This is a genomic window from Dactylosporangium sp. NPDC051485 (assembly GCF_040682015.1).
In the GTDB taxonomy this organism is placed as follows: Bacteria; Actinomycetota; Actinomycetes; order Mycobacteriales; family Micromonosporaceae; genus Dactylosporangium.
Genome location: NZ_JBFAZW010000017.1, coordinates 90,316 through 108,372, shown reverse-complemented (window position 1 = coordinate 108,372; position 18,057 = coordinate 90,316). Strand labels below are relative to the sequence as shown.

The 18,057-nt window shown below is 69.7% G+C and carries 16 protein-coding genes; 3 read left to right on the top strand and 13 right to left on the bottom strand.

Annotated features, from left to right (window positions below):
- Nucleotides 1–53 precede the first annotated feature (53 nt).
- The gene (locus tag AB0M46_RS12695) at nt 54–554 is read right to left on the bottom strand and encodes a MerR family transcriptional regulator (RefSeq protein ID WP_363335352.1); all 501 of its coding nucleotides are present in this window, start codon (nt 552–554) and stop codon (nt 54–56) included.
- Nucleotides 555–642: 88 nt separating this feature from the next.
- Here AB0M46_RS12695 and AB0M46_RS12690 point away from each other — a divergent pair, with 88 nt between their 5' ends.
- Complete coding sequence (locus AB0M46_RS12690) at nt 643–1,698, top strand: SDR family NAD(P)-dependent oxidoreductase (protein ID WP_363335350.1); 1,056 nt, start codon at nt 643–645, stop codon at nt 1,696–1,698.
- Nucleotides 1,699–1,719: 21 nt separating this feature from the next.
- On the opposite strand, the gene AB0M46_RS12685 is transcribed toward AB0M46_RS12690, so the two are convergent.
- From AB0M46_RS12685 to AB0M46_RS12655, 7 genes are all read right to left on the bottom strand, one after another.
- Nucleotides 1,720–2,820 carry a Gfo/Idh/MocA family oxidoreductase gene (locus AB0M46_RS12685; protein WP_363335348.1) on the bottom strand — a complete coding sequence of 367 codons (1,101 nt, stop codon included), beginning with the start codon at nt 2,818–2,820 and terminating at the stop codon, nt 1,720–1,722.
- On the bottom strand, nt 2,805–3,422 hold the full coding sequence (locus AB0M46_RS12680; protein WP_363335346.1) for a ThuA domain-containing protein: 618 nt from the start codon (nt 3,420–3,422) through the stop codon (nt 2,805–2,807). The genes AB0M46_RS12685 and AB0M46_RS12680 overlap by 16 nt, the downstream gene beginning before the upstream one ends.
- Before the next feature lie 85 nt (nt 3,423–3,507).
- A complete protein-coding gene (locus AB0M46_RS12675) occupies nt 3,508–4,338 on the bottom strand; it encodes an NAD(P)-dependent oxidoreductase (RefSeq protein ID WP_363335344.1) in 831 nt (276 codons plus the stop codon).
- A gap of 34 nt (nt 4,339–4,372) precedes the next feature.
- Complete coding sequence (locus tag AB0M46_RS12670) at nt 4,373–8,368, bottom strand: discoidin domain-containing protein (protein WP_363335342.1); 3,996 nt, start codon at nt 8,366–8,368, stop codon at nt 4,373–4,375.
- 37 nt (nt 8,369–8,405) lie between these two features.
- Entirely contained in the window at nt 8,406–9,311 is a 906-nt protein-coding gene (locus AB0M46_RS12665) for a carbohydrate ABC transporter permease (RefSeq protein WP_363335340.1), read from the bottom strand.
- Nucleotides 9,308–10,273, bottom strand: coding sequence for a sugar ABC transporter permease (locus AB0M46_RS12660; protein WP_363335338.1), 966 nt, complete (start codon nt 10,271–10,273; stop codon nt 9,308–9,310). Before AB0M46_RS12660 ends, AB0M46_RS12665 begins: the two co-directional genes overlap by 4 nt.
- The gene (locus tag AB0M46_RS12655; protein ID WP_363335336.1) at nt 10,273–11,649 is read right to left on the bottom strand and encodes an extracellular solute-binding protein; all 1,377 of its coding nucleotides are present in this window, start codon (nt 11,647–11,649) and stop codon (nt 10,273–10,275) included. The genes AB0M46_RS12660 and AB0M46_RS12655 overlap by 1 nt, the downstream gene beginning before the upstream one ends.
- 122 nt (nt 11,650–11,771) lie before the next feature.
- On the opposite strand from AB0M46_RS12655, the gene AB0M46_RS12650 reads away from it, so the two are divergent.
- Nucleotides 11,772–13,106: an enolase C-terminal domain-like protein gene (locus AB0M46_RS12650; RefSeq protein WP_363335334.1), complete on the top strand. Its 1,335-nt coding sequence runs from the start codon at nt 11,772–11,774 to the stop codon at nt 13,104–13,106.
- Between the two features lie 44 nt (nt 13,107–13,150).
- Here AB0M46_RS12650 and AB0M46_RS12645 read toward each other — a convergent pair whose 3' ends face one another.
- Nucleotides 13,151–14,299, bottom strand: coding sequence for an ROK family transcriptional regulator (locus AB0M46_RS12645; RefSeq protein WP_363335332.1), 1,149 nt, complete (start codon nt 14,297–14,299; stop codon nt 13,151–13,153).
- A gap of 314 nt (nt 14,300–14,613) precedes the next feature.
- Between AB0M46_RS12645 and AB0M46_RS12640 the strand changes: the two genes are divergently transcribed.
- Entirely contained in the window at nt 14,614–14,898 is a 285-nt protein-coding gene (locus AB0M46_RS12640) for a pyridoxamine 5'-phosphate oxidase family protein (protein ID WP_363335330.1), read from the top strand.
- 23 nt (nt 14,899–14,921) lie between these two features.
- On the opposite strand, the gene AB0M46_RS12635 is transcribed toward AB0M46_RS12640, so the two are convergent.
- From AB0M46_RS12635 to AB0M46_RS12620, 4 genes are all read right to left on the bottom strand, one after another.
- Complete coding sequence (locus tag AB0M46_RS12635) at nt 14,922–15,236, bottom strand: hypothetical protein (protein ID WP_363335328.1); 315 nt, start codon at nt 15,234–15,236, stop codon at nt 14,922–14,924.
- 116 nt (nt 15,237–15,352) lie between these two features.
- Nucleotides 15,353–15,802: an NUDIX hydrolase gene (locus AB0M46_RS12630; RefSeq protein ID WP_363335327.1), complete on the bottom strand. Its 450-nt coding sequence runs from the start codon at nt 15,800–15,802 to the stop codon at nt 15,353–15,355.
- Between the two features lie 4 nt (nt 15,803–15,806).
- Nucleotides 15,807–17,063 (bottom strand): DegT/DnrJ/EryC1/StrS family aminotransferase, encoded by a 1,257-nt coding sequence (locus AB0M46_RS12625; RefSeq protein WP_363335325.1) that lies wholly within the window; start codon nt 17,061–17,063, stop codon nt 15,807–15,809.
- A complete protein-coding gene (locus AB0M46_RS12620) occupies nt 17,060–18,052 on the bottom strand; it encodes a Gfo/Idh/MocA family oxidoreductase (RefSeq protein WP_363335323.1) in 993 nt (330 codons plus the stop codon). Before AB0M46_RS12620 ends, AB0M46_RS12625 begins: the two co-directional genes overlap by 4 nt.
- Nucleotides 18,053–18,057: the final 5 nt, after the last annotated feature.

The following is an 18,057-nucleotide window of genomic DNA, read 5'->3' as shown; positions in this document are numbered from 1 at the left end:
GCGAACTGCGCAAGCGGATCGGCCAGGTCAACACCTCCGGGATCCTCGCTAGGTCACTGGTCGTCAAGGCCAGTTTCTCGCTCGGGGTCCACCACGTGAGCGGTGCTGCGCCGCGACCCCGAGCGGGGCCGCCGAGTCGGTCGTATGCGGCTTGCCTCAGTTGGCGGCAACGGGTCTGCGTCCTCGGTCCTGTCGGGCCGGCCTGGTACGGCGGCGAGCAGGGTATCGAGCGCGAGCTGCGCTGTTGCCAGCTGCGTGATCGCCTCGGCGATGCGGGCCCGTTCCCGTTCCAGGTGGTTGACCATGCCCTGACACGCCGACGGGATCAGCTGCTTCCCGTCGTCGTGCACGCAGTGCAGCACCTGCGCGATGACCGTGGTGGGAAGTCCGGCGGCGAGCAGATAGCGAATGTGGGAAACCGCGACGATATCCGACTCGGCGTACTCACGGTAGCCGTTGGCACGCCGCGCCGGCTGGAGCAGCCCCTGCTCCTCGTAGTAGCGCAGCAGCCGCTCGCTCACCCCGGTCTCGTGGGCCAGAACGCCAATCCGCATGGAGCCTCCGCATTCCGCTTGACCTTCACACCGATGTGAAAGCTTAGCTTTTGCCTGGCACCAGGAGGCAGGACGAAGGGGGCGGGCTATGTCGGGCGCGGTCATCATCGGGGTAGGGCCAGGGATCGGACGTTCAGTTGCCCTGCGATTTGCTCGGGAGGGCCTACCGATCGCTCTCGTGGCACGCACCGGCGCGGCGGTGCGAGCGGTCGCCGAGGCCATCGCTCCACTCGGCGTACGGGTCGTCCCGCTGACCGCCGATAGCACGGACGAGACGGCGCTCCGGGCCGCACTGGACGCAGCGGCCGACGAGCTCGGTCCACCGGACGTCGTGGTGTACAACGCCGCGATCATCCAGGCCGACTCGCCCGGCGACCTGTCCGTTCGCGCTCACCAGGAGGCATGGGCGGTCAACGTGGTCGGGGCGATCACCGCCGCCGCGCACCTCCTGCCCAACATGGCTCGGCGCGGCAACGGGTCGTTCCTCATCACCGGCGGAATGCCCGAGCCAAAGCCGCAGTACGTGTCCCTCTCGCTCGGCAAGGCCGGGGTACGAACCCTCGTGGCCCTGCTCGACCAGGAGTACGGACCGTCCGGCGTCCACGTGGCCACGGTCACTGTGGCTGGCGCCGTTGCTCCGGGTACGGCCTTCGACCCGGACGACATCGCCGAACACTACTGGCGATTGCACAGCCAGCCACGCCAGCAATGGGAGCAGGAGATTGTCCACGACGAGCAGACCAGCGCAGGCGGTGCGCCAACCGACCCGGCGCGCGACGTCATCACTGCACTGCTGGACCGCTGGCAGGCGGCGTTCAACGCGCACCAACCAGACCATCTCAGCTCGCTGTTCGCGCAGGACGCGCTCTTCCAGGGCATCACCGCACAACTGCTGGTCGGTCCGGCGGCGATCCGCGGCTACTACGACAAGGTCGCGGAGGGAACCACAGCCGAGGTGGAGGTGCTGCAGGGCAATCTGCTGCGCGAGAACATCATCACCGGGTTCGCTGACGTCACCTTCACCGCGTCCACCCGCGAGACCACGCAGCTGCGCCTCTCCATCGTCGCGAAACGCAGCGCGAACACCTGGTCGATCAGCCACTACCACGCTGCAGGACTGTCCGCTTCACCGACCGGGGGTTGACCCCCGGCCAGGCGCAACAACCTACTCGTGGTCGGGCCGGGCGCCGAGCGGGATCGGGGCGGGGACCGTGCACCGGCTGGTGACCTCGACCGCTGTGCCGCTCTCCGCGGCCTCCAGGAGCCGTTCCATGATGTCGAGGACGTGGTACGCCAGGTCGCCCGACGCGCGCGGCGGTGTGCCGTCGCGCAGGGACCGGGCCAGGTCCGCGACGCCGTAGCCGCGGGCCGCGTCGCGGTAGCCGGCGCGTTCGGGGACGTCGATCCACTCCCCGGTCGTGGCGGTGAACAGCCGCACCGGGCCGGCGAAGTGGTTCGGGTCGGGGACGGACAGCGAGCCCGCGCTGCCGTACACCTCGATCCTGGGCAGCCGGGCGTCCCAGATGTCGAAGCTCATCATGAGCGTCGTCAACGCGCCGCCGGTGTGCTCGAGGATGCCGGTCACGTGGGTGGCCACGGTCACCGGGAAGGCGGTGCCGGCGCGCGGTCCGGCGCCGATCTCGCGGGTCCCGCGCGGGGTGGCGGACATGCCGGTGACCCGGCGGACCGGGCCGAGCAGTGTCACCAGCGCCGTCAGGTAGTACGGTCCCATGTCGAACAGCGGGCCGCCGCCGGGCTCGTAGTAGAACTCCGGCGACGGGTGCCAGCGCTCGTGGCCGGGGGTGACCATGAACGCGGTCGCCGCGACCGGGGTGCCGATGTCGCCGGCCGACAGGCTCGCCCGGGCCGTCTGCAGCCCGGTGCCGAGGACGGTGTCGGGTGCGCAGCCGACGACGAGGCCGGCGCGGGCGGCGGCGTCGAGAACGCTGCGCGCCTCGGTGGTGTTGGCGGCCAGGGGCTTCTCGCCGTAGACGTGCTTGCCCGAGGCGATCGCGGCGAGCGCCACGGCGGCGTGGGCCTGCGGCACGGTCAGGTTCAGCACCACGTCGACGTCGTCGGCGGCGAGCAGCTCGTCGGGCGCTCCCGCCACGGCACCGGGAAGATCCGCGGCCAGGGCGGCCGCGCGGCCGGCGTCGAGGTCGGCGACGCGGGTCATGGTGATGTTGGGCAGCCGGGCGAGCGTGGTGGCGTAGGCGGTGCTGATCTTGCCCGCGCCGATGATGCCGACGTTCAGCGCGTCGCCCATGCCAGCCCCCGCGTGATGATCTCGTCGTGCTCGGGGACCTCGAGGTCCTCGAGGCGATGGCCGACGGTGGTGACGAACACGTTGCCGGCGCCCCACCGGGTGGTCCACACCACCGGCATGACGACGCCGTCGACGTCGGTGACCGCGTGGACCTCGATCGACGGGTCGACGTGCACCCGGTACTGCTCGGTATGGACGGTGAACGGGCCGATGCCCGCGACGACGGGGTGGTCCGACGTGGGCCGCACCTCGTAGGTGACGAACTCCGCCGGGTGATGCACGAACTGGCCGCCGGTCATGTGCTGGTAGTCGGGGGTGGCGCGGAACGCGTCGATCATGCCGCCGTGCCAGCCGGCGAAGCCGGTGCCCGCCCGTACGGCGGTGGACAGGCCGACAAGCTGCTCGGGCGTGATCGTGCCCATCGTCCAGCACTGCACGATCAGGTCGGCGCGACGCAGCAGATCCTCGTCGAGGTAGACGTCGAGGGTCTCCGACGTGACGACCTCGACGCCCCGGTCGCGCAGCCGGGTGACGTAGCGATCGGTGACCTCGACGGGGCGATGGCCCTCCCAGCCGCCCCGCACAACCACGGCCACGCTCATGCCGTCACCTCCGCTTCGCTCCGGCGCCGGCCTGAGCCACCCCTGCGCCCATTGATCGCGGCCCCTCCGCTGCGCTCCGGACCGCTCATGCCTGCCGCCAGGTGTGGGTCGGGGTGAAGTCCAGCAGATCGCGGCTCAGGCGGGTGGAGACCGGCACGGCGAAGCCTTCCAGCGGTTCGGTGACGAGCGATGTCGGATGGTACTGGCTGATCAGCTCCGCTGTCGGCCGCAGTGCGGTGGTGTCCGGGGCGGCGACGGTGACGACGGCGTGGCTGTCGACCGGCCGGGTCAGGGCGGCGACGACCGCCTCGGCTGCGTCGCGGGTGTCGATCCAGCTCCACAGGGCGCCCCGGTCGCCGCCGGGGTCGGCCTGGACGTGCGCGAGGTGGTGCCGCAGCCGCTCGCCGGTGCCGATGAACGGGAAGCGCAGGCTCACGGCGGGGATGCCGTGGCGCCGGCTGACCGTCGCGGTGACGAGTTCACCGACGTGTTTCGAAAGCCCGTACGGGTCGTCGCCGATGTACGGGTGGTCCTCGGGCAACGGCAGCCGCAGCGGTGTCGCGCCGCGCCCCGACCACGCCAGCCCGACGGCGGACAGGCTCGACACGTAGACGATCCGGCCGACGCCGAGCGCGCCCGCGGCGTCCAGGAGGTGGTACGTCGAGGCGACGTTGTTGTCGAAGACGCCCTCGCGCACCGGGTCAGGGATGGCGGCGGCATGCACCACCGCGTCGACGCCGGCGAGCAGCCCGTCGAGGCCGGCGGGGTCGCGCAGGTCGCCGGTGACCAGATCGTCGGCCGGGCTCGTGCGCAGTGGCGCGCGGTCGTGCGCGCGGACACCGTGCCCGTCGGCGTGCAGCCGCGCGACCAACGCCTGCCCCAGCATGCCGCCCGCGCCGGTGACCAGGATCTTCACGGCACGCTCCTCAGCCGCTTCATGTACGTCATGATCAGTTCTCCGGTGCGAAGGATGCGAAGGGTGCGGAGGCTGCCAAGGGTGCCAAGGGTGCGAAGTTGGCGGTCAGCGCCTGATCGCCGGTGACCGTGAACGTGTATTCCCGGGCGGTGGACATCTCCGTGCCGCCCACGGTCCAGTTGACGAAGCGGTAACCGGACGTGGCCCTGGCCGATGCGGTGACCTGGCTGCCGTGCTCGTAGCAGCCGGGCCTGGTGTCGTTGCCATCCAGCCTGACGGTGCCGGCACCGCCGGGAGACACCGACGCGGTGACGTTGTGCTCCACGATGTCGATCACCATCACGTTGTACAGCCTCACCCGTCCCGCGCTGGTGGTGCCGTTGTAGCGCATGAGGTTGACGATGGTGACGTTCCCGGCGGCGGCGTTCACGGTGTAGCCGTCGGCCCCCAGATTGTCGGTGCCCAGGTTGAAGACCCGGACATCGCCGGAATGCACGATGAGCCCGTTGTGCAGGCCGTAGCCGAACGCGTCCGCGACGGTCAGCCGGTTCGCGCCGTCGACGGTGATCAGGTCCGCGTACTTGCGGGTGTAGCCGTCGATCACCTGCGGGAAGAGGTCCTTGCCCAGGACCCAGTTGGGCAGGGAGAAGCCGGTGCGGACGAACGTGTTGCCGTTGCTGAGCACGCCCTCGATCCGCCCGCCGTCGCTCTTGCCGACGGTGACGCCGTGCCGCACGAAGGTGCCCTTGATCTTCCGTACCAGGAAGTGGTCGTTGCGGTACGTGGCCATGTCGATGGCGTTCCACGCGTTCGGCAGGCCGATGTTGACGGCGTAGGTGCCGCTGCCCTGGCCGCGGATGGCGTAGGGGTAGGGCACCAGGCCGCCCGGCGCCGCCGGGTTGTTCTCCGGGTAGAACACGCGCAGGCCGCTGACCCCGGCCCGCTCGCCGCGCAGGGTGATCGCGGCCTGGTCGGTGTCCGGCCTGGCGGTGTTGCGCCCGGCGTAGGACATCAGCACGGTGCCTCCGCTGCGCCCGTCCTCGTCCCGGTTCGGGACCGGGGACGCACCGCGCAGCTCGACGCCGGCCGGCACGACGAGACGTCCTTCGAGCCGGTACCAGCCGGCCGGGAGGTAGACCACGCCACCACCGTCGCGCTGCGCACGGTCGAGCGTGCGCTGGATGCCCTCCGTCGCGTCCTGCGCCGGGACGTAGCCGTTGCCTCGCACGGTGTTGTACGGGGCCTTGCTCACGTCGTAGAGGACGTTGCGTCCGGGCTTGACGACGGCGGATCCTCCGTCGCCGGCGGGCGGGGTCCCGGCGAGCCGGTACACCGTTCCCTGGACCGCGCCGGTGAGCTTGGTGTCGGTGAGCTTGACGTAGCCGCCCCCGTTGTTCACCACCGCGGCCGTGCTGCCTTCCAGGTCGCTTGCGGCCAGCGCCAGTCCCCACCGCGCGTCGAACTGGTCGACCTGCAGGGCGATGTCGGTGCGCTGCAGCCGCACCCGCTGGAAGATGCCGGTGAACTCGGCCCGCAGCCCCCGCACGATGTGGATGCCGATGTGGTAGTCCGCCGCGGACAGGTCGGCGAACTGGTCCCACTCCAGGTCGCCGAGGATGAACCCGGTGCCGTGCGCGCGGGTCCACGCGTCGAGCGCGCTGCGCCGCGGTGGGTTGTACGCCGCCGGGGCCTGGGCCCAGTAGGCGTTGCTCAGGGTGACGTTCTCCCACGTGCCGACGTCGGCGCCGTTGTAGGCCTCGACGCCGGCCAGCAGCGCCGTGCCCTTGACGTTGCGGACGGTCGCCGACTCGTGGGTCTGGCCGTTGCCGGGCGGGCGACCCCGCTCGTCGCGCATGGTGCTGATGCCGATGCCCCGGTACGAGTTGAGCATGGTGACGTCGGAGACCGTGCTCATCATGTAGTTCTCGTCGCCGGCCCAGGCGCTGCCCGGGATCTCGAACGTGACGTTGTAGGGCACCGGCGCGGTCGCGCTCTGCCGCGGGTAGTACGTGGTGACGCCCATGACGCCGGCGCTCCCGCCGACGCGGAACAGCACGGGGCCGTTGTCGCCGGCGGGGAGATCGGCGCTCACCACGGTGCCGTATGCGCCGCGGCCCTGGTCCGGGTCGCGCCGGTCGCCGCGCAGCGTGCAGAAGGCCGGCACTTCGACCGTGTCGGTGACCCGGTAGGTGCCCTCGGGCAGCCAGACGGTCCCGCCGCCCGAGTCGTAGCAGTCGTACAGCGCCGCCCGGATGGCCGCGGTCGCATCCTGCTTCCCCGTCGGGTCGGCGCCGTACGCGGTGGCGTCGAAGTCGGCGACCACCACGTCGCTGGTCGGGTACCTGGTCTTGACCAGCGTCGGCGACGGCGCGACGGCGCGCTGGTCGCGGATCTGCAACCCGGCCACGTCGATGCCGGTGAGGCCGGGGGCGTAGCCGGTGAGGTTGAGCCGGACATACCGGGCGGTCGCGGCCGGGAACCGGGTCCGCGACGAACTGTTGCTTCCCGGGGCTCCGGAGCGGCCGGCGGCGGCGTAGGCGATGCCGTCGGTGGAAACCTCGACGCTGTAGTCGGGCGAGTAGGCGTTGCCCCACTGCACCGTCACCTCGTTGACCGGCCGCGCCGTGCCGAGGTCGGCCTGCAGCCACTCGCCCCTGCCGCCGTTGCCGCTGCTCCACGCGGTCGTCGCGTCGCCGTCGTTCGCCGCGGGCGGGCTGGAACCGTCAGCGCTGCTGCTGGCGGTGAGCGTGGCGTGGCGGGCCAGGTCGGTGTCGACGGCCGAGGCGCGGAACGCCCGGTAGGTGTCCTGCAACGCCCGCAGCGCCGCCGCCACCTGCGCCTCGGTGGCCGAGGCGTCGTCGAGCACACGCTGTGCCTGGGCGATGGCCGTCGTGAGCGCCGGCTTGGAGCCCGCAGGATACTGCCCGTCGCGGGTGCCTTCGCGCGCTGCGTACAGCGCCAGGTTCGCCGAGGCGACGAGGTCACGCAGACCGGCCTTGACGTCGAGCTGGCGCGGCACGACGGTCACCCGCACGGCGGCCACCGTGAGCTCGACCGGGGAGCCGTCGTGGGTGAGGCGGAAGTCCGATCCGTTGGTGCGGTTGGTCAGGATGGCGTCGTCGAGGACGAAGTCATGGGACTTCCACGTCTGGCTGTTGCCGTAGGTGACGACCGCCGACGGCTTGAACTTGTCGATGATCTCGTCGCCGGGGGAATCGTAGTGCAGGAAGAGCGTGCCGTTGCCCGCGTCGAGGTAGTCCACGCTGACCATCACGATGTCGGTGGTGTTGTACGCGTAGCTGTCGGCGACGTTCAGGTACAGGTAGTTGGTCGCCGGCGATGGCGCGGCGGCGTTGGTCCGCCAGTAGCCGCGGCCGGCGATCGTGCCGGTGACGAGCCCGGACTCGTTGTCGCCGGCCCTCGGGCTGAGGCCGTTGTCGGTCGCGGTGGGGCCGAGGGTGGCCTGCGGTCCGGTCTTGGTGATCCGGACCTGGGCGACGGTGATGTCCGAGGGGGCGCCGCCGCTGACCCCGGCGAGGCGCAGCTCACCCGCGCCACCGGCGGTGAGGGCGGCGCCGTCGAGCCCGACCGCCGCCAGCCGCCAGGCGTTCGTCCCGGCGAGCTCGGCGATCGTCGTCGTGTCGCCGGATGGGGTGCGCAGCGTCAACTGTCCGCTGCCGGTGTCGTGGTACGTGACCACGACGACGATCGACGCCTGTGCCACGCTCGAGGCGTAAGCCGCGTCGGGCGTGACGCCGACGTAGCTCGTGCCCGCGGCGACCTGCGTCTGCCAGTACCCGCGGCCGTTCAGGGTGCCGGTGCGCAGGCCCGACGGGTCGTCGCCGGCGCGCACCTGCACGCCGAGCGTGACCACGTCCGGACCGAAGTCCGCGCCGATGCCGCGCGGGTACATGACCGGACCCGTCGCGGCGTGCGCGGCGCTGACGGGCACGAGCAGGGCGCTCGCCAGCAGCAGGACCGGCCAGATGAGGGACCATCGCCGGCTTCGGGGACGCCTAGGGATTGTCACAGGTTGCCTCCGGGGTGGTTCGCGGGCCGCTCGCCGATCACGCCTTCACCGCGCCCATCAGGCCGTTGACGAAGTACCGTTGCGCCGCGACGAACAGGATGATCACCGGTATCACCACGATCAGCGCGCCGGCCATCAGGACGTTGTAGTGCGCCACCGCGCCGGACTGCAGGTTCTGCAGCGCGATGGGCAGGGTGAACGTGCCGGGGTCGTTGAGCGAGACCCGCGTGAGCAGGTACTCGTTCCAGGTCGGGATCGCGGTGAGGACGGCGATGGTGACCAGCACCGGTCGCGACAGCGGCAGATAGATGGTGGTGAAGATGCGCAGTTCGCCGGCGCCGTCGACGCGGGCCGCCTCGCGCAGTTCGCCGGGGATGACGTCGAACGCGTTGGTCATCATGAGGATGGACAGCGGTGCCGAGCCGTTCACGAACGGCAGGATCAGCCCCCAGTGGCTGCCCAGCAGCCCCAGCTTGTTCTCCAGCAGCACGACGGGCAGCAGCACGGTCACCCCGGGCACGAACAGCAGCACCATGAACAGCCGGTACAGCGCCTTGCGCCCCGGGAAGCGCAGCACCGAGAACGCATAGCCGGCCGCCGAGTAGATCACCAGCACCAGCAGCACGGTCAGCCCGGTGACCTTCAGGCTGTTCAGGAAGTAGTCGAAGAAGTGCAGCTCGCTCCAGGTCTCGGCGAGGGTGTGCAGGGTCGGCCGGTGCGGGATCAGGTTCCCGCCGGCCACCACCTCGAACTGGTCCTTGAACGCGGCGGACACCATCCACAGGAACGGGTACAGGCTGATCGCCGCGTACAGCAACAGCAGCAGGCCGACCGCGACGCGGGCCAGCACGGCCGGCAGGGACCAGTGGACGCGCACGCGGGCCGCGGGCCGGCCGGTGGCGGGCGCGGCGGCGGCGGCCGGACGCACGGTCTCGGTGCTCACGTGACCCTCCGCATGGCTCGAAGGTTGACGGCGGCGAGGATCACCGCTGCGACGAACAGCATCCAGCCCAGCGCGCTGGACAGACCGAGGGTCGGACCGAGCAGGGACAGGAAGGCCAGCCGGTACGTCTCGAGGCCGAGGACGTTGGTGTGGTCGCCGGGGCCGCCGTTGGTCATGACGAGGAAGGTCTGGAACCCCTGCAGCGAGTCCCGCAGGGCGAGCAGGACGATGATCGCCGTGATCGGCCGCAGCAGCGGCCAGATGACGTGCCGGATGATGTGCCAGGAGCCGGCGCCGTCGACGCGTGCCGCCTCGACGAGCGTCGGGTCCACGGCCTGCAGGCCGGCCAGGTACAGCATCATGGACACCGGAACCGACGACCACACGGTGATCACGATGAGGGTCGGCAGCGCGGTCGACGGGTTGCCCAGGAAGCCCTGCGGCTGTTGGAGACTGCCCAGCCCGAGCGATCGCAGCAGCAGGTTGACCGCGCCGTCCGGTTGCAGCACGTACATCCACGCGAAGTACACGGCGATGCCGCTGGTCACCTGGGGCAGGAAGTACACCGAGCGGAGCACGGTCTTCAGCCGCCGCACCGAGTTGAGCAGCACGGCCAGCGGGAAGCTGACCAGCACGGTCAGGATCGGTACCGCGATCATCACCCACAACGTGTTGACCGCGGCGGTACGCACCCTCGGCGCGTACCTGGGGTCGGCCCACAGCAGGTCGGCGTAGTTCTGCAGGCCGACCCAGCTCCAGTTCGGCGTGAAGCCGTTCCATTTGGCGAAGCTGAGCGAGAACCCGTACCCGATGGTGTAGGCGCCCATCACCGCGAACAGGATGACCGCCGGCGCCACGAAGGCGGCGCCCCAGGCCACTTCCGAGGGGCGGTACCTCGTCCTGCCGCGGCTCGGGGCCCGCCGGGTCGGCGACGGGCCCTTCGCGATCGTCGGTACCGCCATTACTGCTTGGTCCAGAAGGCGTCGATCTGTTTGGTCATCTCCGCGCCGATCTCCGCGGCGCTCTTCTTCTTCAGCGGGGTGTAGTCGATCAGCACGTTGGCGACGGGAGTGCCGTCGTACGCGTTGGGCTTGTAGGAGGTGTCGCCCGGGTTGTACGCCGAGGGACCGGAGCCGAACGCCTTGATCATGGCGCCCAGCGCCGGGCCGACCGCGGAGCTGGGGTCGGCGCCCAGGTTGGTCGGCGGGATGTCCAGCGCCTCCTTGGCGAAGGTGGCCGACACATCCGCCTTGGCCAGGTACTTGAGCCACTGGATGGCGCCGGCCCGGTTCTTGGTGGTGGCCGAGACCGACATGCCGGTCAGCGTGAACGGAGCCAGGTTCAGGTTCTTGATGGCGCCGTTGGCCGGTGCGGGAACGGGGAACGTGATCACGTTGCTGGCGTCGAGCCCGTTCTGCGCCAGGAACGCCAGGGTGAACGTGCCGCCGATGTCGAACGTCGACTTGCCCTGGGCGAAGGCCAGGTCCGCCGCGTCGATGTCGAGGCTCTGCGTGCCGGGCAGCCAGTATGGGGTGATCTGGCCGTAGGTCTCCAGTGCCTGCACACCCGTCGGGGAGGCGAAGTTGCTGGCCTTGTCCTTGCCGAACAGGGCGTGGAACTTGTCGGCGCCGAGCATCCCGTAGGCCATGGGCTGCATGAGCCACTCCAGCCCGGTGGTGGCCGACTTGAGGCCGAGGGTGACGCCACCGCTGGCCGGGTCCTTCGCCTTGACCTTCGCCAGGTCGGCGATGAACTCCTCCCACGTGGTCGGGGCGGCGGTGATGCCGGCATCGGCCAGTCGCTGCTTGTTGGCGTAGACGATGCCGAACGTGCCGATCGTGAGGGGGACGCTCAACCGCTGGCCCTGCTGGATGCCCTTGGTCTTGGCGTCCTGGGCCAGCGACTTCTTGTAGTACTCCTCGGTGACGGTGCCGTCCTGCTTGACCGCCGGGAGGTAGCTGTTCACCCAGGCGTCGTCGACGTCCTTGGCCAGGTCGGTGAGCAGCCCGGCGGCGCCGAAGGTGAGGTCGTCGCCGTTGGTGTGCACCTCGAAGAGATCGGGCAGGTTCTTGGTCTGTGCCGCCGCCTGCACCTTGGTCACGTACGCGTCGTCCGGGCCGTACGACTCGATCTTGACCGAGATGCCCGTCTCCTTCTGAAATCCTTCCGCGACCTTCTGCAGCGCCTTGACGTGGGGCTGCTTGAAGGTCCACATCACCAGTTCCTTGCCGGACGAGTTGCCGGACGAGTTGCCGCCACAGGCGGCGGTGGTGGCGCCGAGCGCCAGTGCCACCAAAACGGCCAGCGCCGGCCGCCACGCGCGTCGTTCATGTGTCATCACGGTGCCGAGCCTTCGCGTCCAGGGGCGCCATCGACATGCGCCACTTCGTTCCAGAGAACGTAAATCGAATTGATGTACTGTGTCAACCACGTCACAGTCGCGAGAAGGTGGGCACCGCGATGCAACAATCGCTGAACTCCGGCGGACCCGGATCCGCGCAGGCAGACGTCACGACACGTGACGACCCGTCACCTGACGTGCTGGCGGCCGCGCCGTGGCCAGCGCCGGCCGGGGCCGCCCGGATCACCCGGGTACGCACCTTTTTGTGCGCGCCCCAGGGCTGCCCGTATCTCATCGTCCGCGTCGAGACAGACCAGCCGGGGCTGTACGGGCTGGGCTGCGCCAGCGACCCCCAGCGCACCCTGGCCGTGCGCGCCGTGCTGGACGAGTACCTGGGCCCGCTGATCCGTGGCCGCGACGCCGGCGACATCGAGGACATCCACCGCCTGCTGCACAACAGCGGCTACTGGCGGGGCGGCTCGATCGCCAGCAACGCCCTGGGCGCCATCGACGTCGCACTGTGGGACATCAAGGCGAAGGCCGCCGGGCTGCCGCTGTACTCGCTGCTGGGCGGCCGGGCACGGCACGGCGCGGAGGCGTACACCCACGTCGACGGCGCGGATCCCGGCGAGATCGCGGACAAGGTGGACGCCGCGGTCGAGGCGGGTTACCGGCACGTGCGCGTCCAGGTGGCGGTGCCGGGCGTGGACACCTACGGTGCCGCGCCCGCGGGCGCCACGCAGGCCCGCAGCCGGGCAGACCGGCGCGGCACATGGGACTCTCTTGCGTACCTGCACCACGTCCCACCGGTGCTCGCCGAGGTACGCCGCCGGGTCGGCGACGGGGTGGAGCTGCTGCACGACGTACACGAGCGGCTCACCCCCGCGCAGGCCCGGCACCTGGTCGCCGCACTCGCCGACGTGGGGCTGTACTTCCTCGAGGATGCGCTCGCGCCCGAGGACAGCGCGTACTTCGGCCAGCTGCGGGCCGCCGGCCCGGTCCCGCTGGCGGTCGGCGAGCTGTATGACGACGTGAGCCGATACCTGCCCCTGCTGGAGCAGCGGGCCATCGACTTCGCGCGCGTGCGGATACCGACCCTGGGCGGGCTGACCCCGACCCGCAAGCTGGTCGCCGCGTGCGAGCTGTTCGGGGTACGCACCGCGCCGCACGGGCCGGGCGACGTCAGCCCGGTGGCCCAGGCGGCCAACGTCGCGCTCGACGTCTCCACGCCGGCGTTCGGCATCCAGGAGGCGGCCCGGTTCCGCGACGCCACGCTGGAGGTCTTCCCCGGGGCGCCGGTGCCGCAACGGGGCAGCCTGTACCCCGCCGAAGCGCCGGGCCTCGGGGTGGACTTCGACGAGACCGCGGCTCGCCGCTACCCGGCTCCCCCACCGCTGCACCACGACCGCTGGGCGCTGTTGCGCGGTACCGACGGCGCCGCCCACCGCCCGTGACCATGCTCCGACCGGCGGCCGGACGACACCGGCCGCCGCGCCGGTCAGCCCAGCAGCAGCGACTGCGGCTGGACCGACAGGATCTGGTCGAGCACCAGGCAGGCGGCGCCGATCGCACCGACGTCGATGCCCAGCCCGGTCGTGGTGACGACAGTCGGGTGGATGCGCTCCACGAACGGGGAACTCTCCACGATGCCCGGGATGATGGCCATGAACCGGTCCGCCAGCAGCGGCCAGATCGGCCCGCCGAACACGACCATCTCCGCGTCCACCAGCGTGGCGGCGGCACTGACCCCCCGCCCCACCCGGACCGCCCAGCGATCGATGATCTCGCCGGCCGTCACGTTGCCGGCCGACGCGTGCCGGCACAGGTGCCGCAGGCTCTGCTCCGCGTCACGCGGGCCGGCCGGCTTGAACTCCGGACCCAGCACCCCGTGCTCGATCGCCTCGGCGACCAGGGCGTTGGTGGTGCAGGCGGCGTAGAGCCCGCCGACCTCGCCGGCGTTGCCGGAGAAGCCGCGCAGCACCACGTCGTCCACGACCAGCCCCATGCCCGAGCCGGTGCCCAGGTAGAAGAACAGGAAGTTGCCCGTGTTGGTGGCGGCACCGGCCCAACGCTCGGCGACGGCCGCGGCGGTCACGTCCTTGTCCAGCAGGACCGGCAGCCCGGTGGTTTCCGCCAGGTAGTCGCGCAGCCCCACCCGGCCCCAGCCGGTCAGCTCGGGCGGCGCGATGACCAGCCCGGACGTCACGTCCACCGGTCCCGGCGCGGCGATGCCCACCCCCAGGACATTCTCCCGCGGTACCCCGGAATCGCGCACGAGCGCATTGATCGACTCGCTCATCTCGATTAACGTGTGGTCCGGATCGGCCGCCTCGGGCGTGGGACGCTGCGCGCGCGCCACCACCTTGCCCAGCAGATCGAGCAGCACGAAGGTGACCACCGCGGGATCGAGATGGACACCGACGGCGTACCGCGCGTCCGCGTTGACCTGCAGCAGCCGCCGCGGCTGACCGCTGCCCGAACTCCGGGTGCCGGCCTCACGGGCCAGGCCGCTGTTCAACAGGCGCCGGCAGATGTTCGACACGGTCTGCGCGGACAGGCCGGTGGCCTCGACGAGCTCCACACGGCTCAGCCCCGCCGGCACCCGGCGGATGGCGTCGAGCACCACCGACTCGTTGAAGTCGCCCATCCGTGGCAGGTTGGTGCCACGCCTGGTCGGCAACCGCTTGTCCACTGAACTCCCATGACGGCCAAAATTGCGCGACTTCCTCCATCAAATCGATTTAGCGTAGCATTCATCGGCGCACGTCTTCGGCCAGGCCCGGCCCCGTCGCCCACGGTGCCTTCGTCGTCGGGGGTGCCGTCGCTGGGGGTGTCGCGCTCGGTACAGAGCATTTTGTTGGCCTCGCTGGCCGACGACAGCTTGGCCGCGTGGGTGAGCCAGGTGTCGGTGGGATGCCTGCGCCAAGCGACGGGTTCGTCGGGCGGGAGGGGCATGAGTCGATGGTGACGTTCAGTGGGGACGCTTCGGCGCGGTTGGCGGAGTTCGACGATCCGCCGACCGATCCGGTGGGTTTGCTGGACGCGTGGCTTGCCGCGGCGGTGGAGCGGGGCGTTGCTGAGCCGTACGCGATGGTGTTGGCCACGGCCGACGCGGCGGGGGTTCCGTCGAGCCGGGTGGTGTCGCTCAAGGCCGTCGACGCTGGCGGGCTGGTGTTCACCACGCACGTGGCGAGCCGTAAAGGGGCTGATCTCGCGGTGCGGCCGTACGCTTCGGTGACGTTCTAAGTCGGTGCGTGCAACGCCTTAGCTTAGCCGCCAGCGGCGGAGCTCGCCGGCGAAGCTGCGCCAGCGAGCCGCCGAACTACTACTCCGCCACCTACCACCGGCCTGACTGCCCACTGCTGCCCTCCGATGCCCGCTGCACCCAGCGCTGCCCGATGCCGTTCAACGACCAGGTCGGCGATGCCGCCGCCGTGGTCGGCCGTGATGGTGGCGGGCAGGTCGGCGACCCATTCGCCGATCGCAGTGTAGGAGCGGTAGCCGGCCACCACCGCGCAGACCGCTGCGGTCACGCCGACAACCAGCTGATGGCGGATGCCCCGGCGGGCGCACAGATCGGGCACTTGGGCCAGGGCGGCGGGCAGGCCGGTAGCCAGTTACTGCGGGTTCGACTCGGCCGGGCTCGGCCTGGGCAGCATCGATCTGACCACGTCCGGCACCGGGGCGATCGATCCGCTCGCTATGCGACGATTTCCTCGCGGTATCGTGCGAGTACCCCCTTGACCGCGTCGGTTACTGGGGGTTCGTCGGTGATCGGCGTCCAGCGGTACTCGTCGTGTTCCTGAAGGATGACGGGCTCGGTCGCGGCGACCGTGACGGCGAAGTTGAACTGTCTCGACTTTTTGCCGCTTCCCGAGGTGTAGTCGAAGCTGCCGAGGTAGCTGGTGATCTCCCCGATGTCGAGCCCGCTTTCCTCTTTGACCTCCCGGCTCAGCGCTTCATCGAGGATTTCGCCCGGCTCGACCTTGCCACTGGGCAGTTCGTAGATGCCGCCCGTGAAGTCGTCGGTTGGTCGACGGAGCAGCAGGATCGCGCCATCGTTGGCCACGACGGCACCGACGACGAGTTGTTGTACGCCACCGGCGCGCGCTTCAGCAGTCAATTGGTCGATCAGGGAACGCTGAATCATGGGATCACCCTAGCAAGTCGTGATGGTGCTCGGAGACCTTGCGGATCGCGTTGACGTATTCGGCGGCGATTGCGATGTCTTCGTCGCGGTGCCAGACCGGCAATTTGATCGTGTTGGCGTGTATGTGTTCGGCAACGGGGAAATCTCCGGCCGCATAGGCAATCGCTTCACTGTACGCGGGGAACAGCGGTCCGGGATTCGCGAATAGCGGGTGCAGGTTCAGCGGGCACGTCGATCCCGGCTGGTCGGCTTCGTGGCACCCCTCGGCACGCAGCGCCCGATAGAAACGGTCCACGGGCAGGCCGTCAAGTTCGTGCGGCTGGTAGAGCAGCGGCAGGCCGTACCATGACGCGCGGTGTCCGTCCGGTATATCGGGAACGTTGATTCCCGGCGTGCCCGATAGCTCGTCGATAATGTACCTGGCGATGGCTTCGCGGCCGTCGAGGTATTCGTCCAGATGGCAGAGTTGGTCGAGTGCAACTGCAGCCGCCAGCGGATGGATTCGGAACTTCAGCCCCATCCCGGTCGTTGCGTAGGGGTAGAGCGGGTGGTCGGCGGGTATTTCGCTACGGCATCGCTTGTTGTAATGCCCGTGCAGCAGCAACCGGTAGAACGTTTCGTCGTCGTCGGTGGCGACGAAGCCGCCTTCCCCGGCCGACAGCGGCTTTGGTCCGTTGAGACTGAACACTCCTGCGGCGCAGCGGGTGCCGACCATGTGTCCGCCGATCGCCGCGCCGTGGGCGTGCGAGGCGTCTTCAAGCAGCAAGACATCACGCTCTGTGGTGACGGCTTGCAGCGCGGGAACGTTCGCGGGGATGCCCCACATGTGTGTGACCATCACCGCCTTGGTGCGGGCGGTGATCGCGTGCTTGACCGCCTTTGGGTCCAAGTTTCCGGTCTCGTCGCAATCGACCAGCACGGGAATCGCGCCGAGGTGGAACAGGGGTGTCGCGGTGGCGAGAAACGTGTAGGCGGGCACAATCACCTCATCTCCAGGCTGCACGCCACAAGCCGTGTAGGCCGAGTAGAGCCCGACCGTGCCGGAGCTGGTCAGCACCGCGTGGGAGGTGCCGAAATATTCGCAGAGGCGGTCTTCGAGGGATTCGATGACCCCGGAGCGGTCGTAGATGGAGATCGAGGCGTCGAGCTGCCGTAGCACCGCTTCCCGGGTGGTTTCGGTGATGGGAGGCCAGGTGAAATGCGGGCCGGGCCGCTGGATCAGGGGTGTACCACCGAGCAGGGCCAGAGGTGAGCTGGTCACGTGATCTCCTTCGGGTTGACGTAGGCGTTGGTGCGCGCCGACTCGTAGCAGGCGGCGATGAACCGCATGTGGGCGAGGTTTTCGGCCGGGCTGCTGATGTTGGGGCGGGTGCCGTCGATGACCCGGCAGAAGTAGTCGATCTGGCAGGTCGCTGCGGTCGGCCATGCCTGTTCGCGGGCGAGGGATTCGATGACGTCGCCGTTGTTCCTCAGCCGGCGGATCCGGCCGCGTTCGAGGTGGACGATCCCCTTGCTCCCGACGAGGGTGATCTGCTCCTGCTTCGGTCCGATGTAGCGCGAGAGCAGCAGCGAACCGTAGAGCCCGCTGTCGTAGCTGAAATGGAGCAGCGCGGTATCTTCGGCGTCGTAGGTGCGGTCGGGCCGCGCGCTGGCTGAGATGCTGGCGAGAACCCGGTCCGGGAGGCCGAAGTACCACAGGATCATGTCGATGAGGTGATACCCCATGTCGATGATGCAACCGCCGCCCGCCTTCTCGGTGCGCCCGCGCCAGCCTTCCGACGGATCGTCGGTGAAGAACGTGTATTTGGCTTCGACCATGAACGGGGTGCCGGTCTGGTCCGCGAGTTGTTGAAAGCTCGTGTAGACGGGATTGAACCGGCGTTGCAACGTCACCATGAGCTGAATTTCAGTCGCGGCGCACTGCTCGACCAGCGATCGCGCCTCGACCAGCGAGGTAGCAAATGGCTTCTCCTTGAGTACATGAATGCCATGCTTCGCCGCGGCTTCGATCACGTGATGTCCGACGTGGTGCGGGACAGTGACAATCACGAAATCCGGTTGCTCCGCCCGGAACATCTCGGCGAAGTCGCTGTATCCCACGACTCGCAGCGCGTATTGCTGCTCGCGGAGCACATCTCGGTCTTCGTCGCAGACCGCCACGAGTTCCGCGTGGTCGGATGCGAGAAGCCCCGGGATATGGTCATCGAGGGCCTGTCTACCCAGGCCGACCACCGCCGCCCGAAATTTCACCTTGG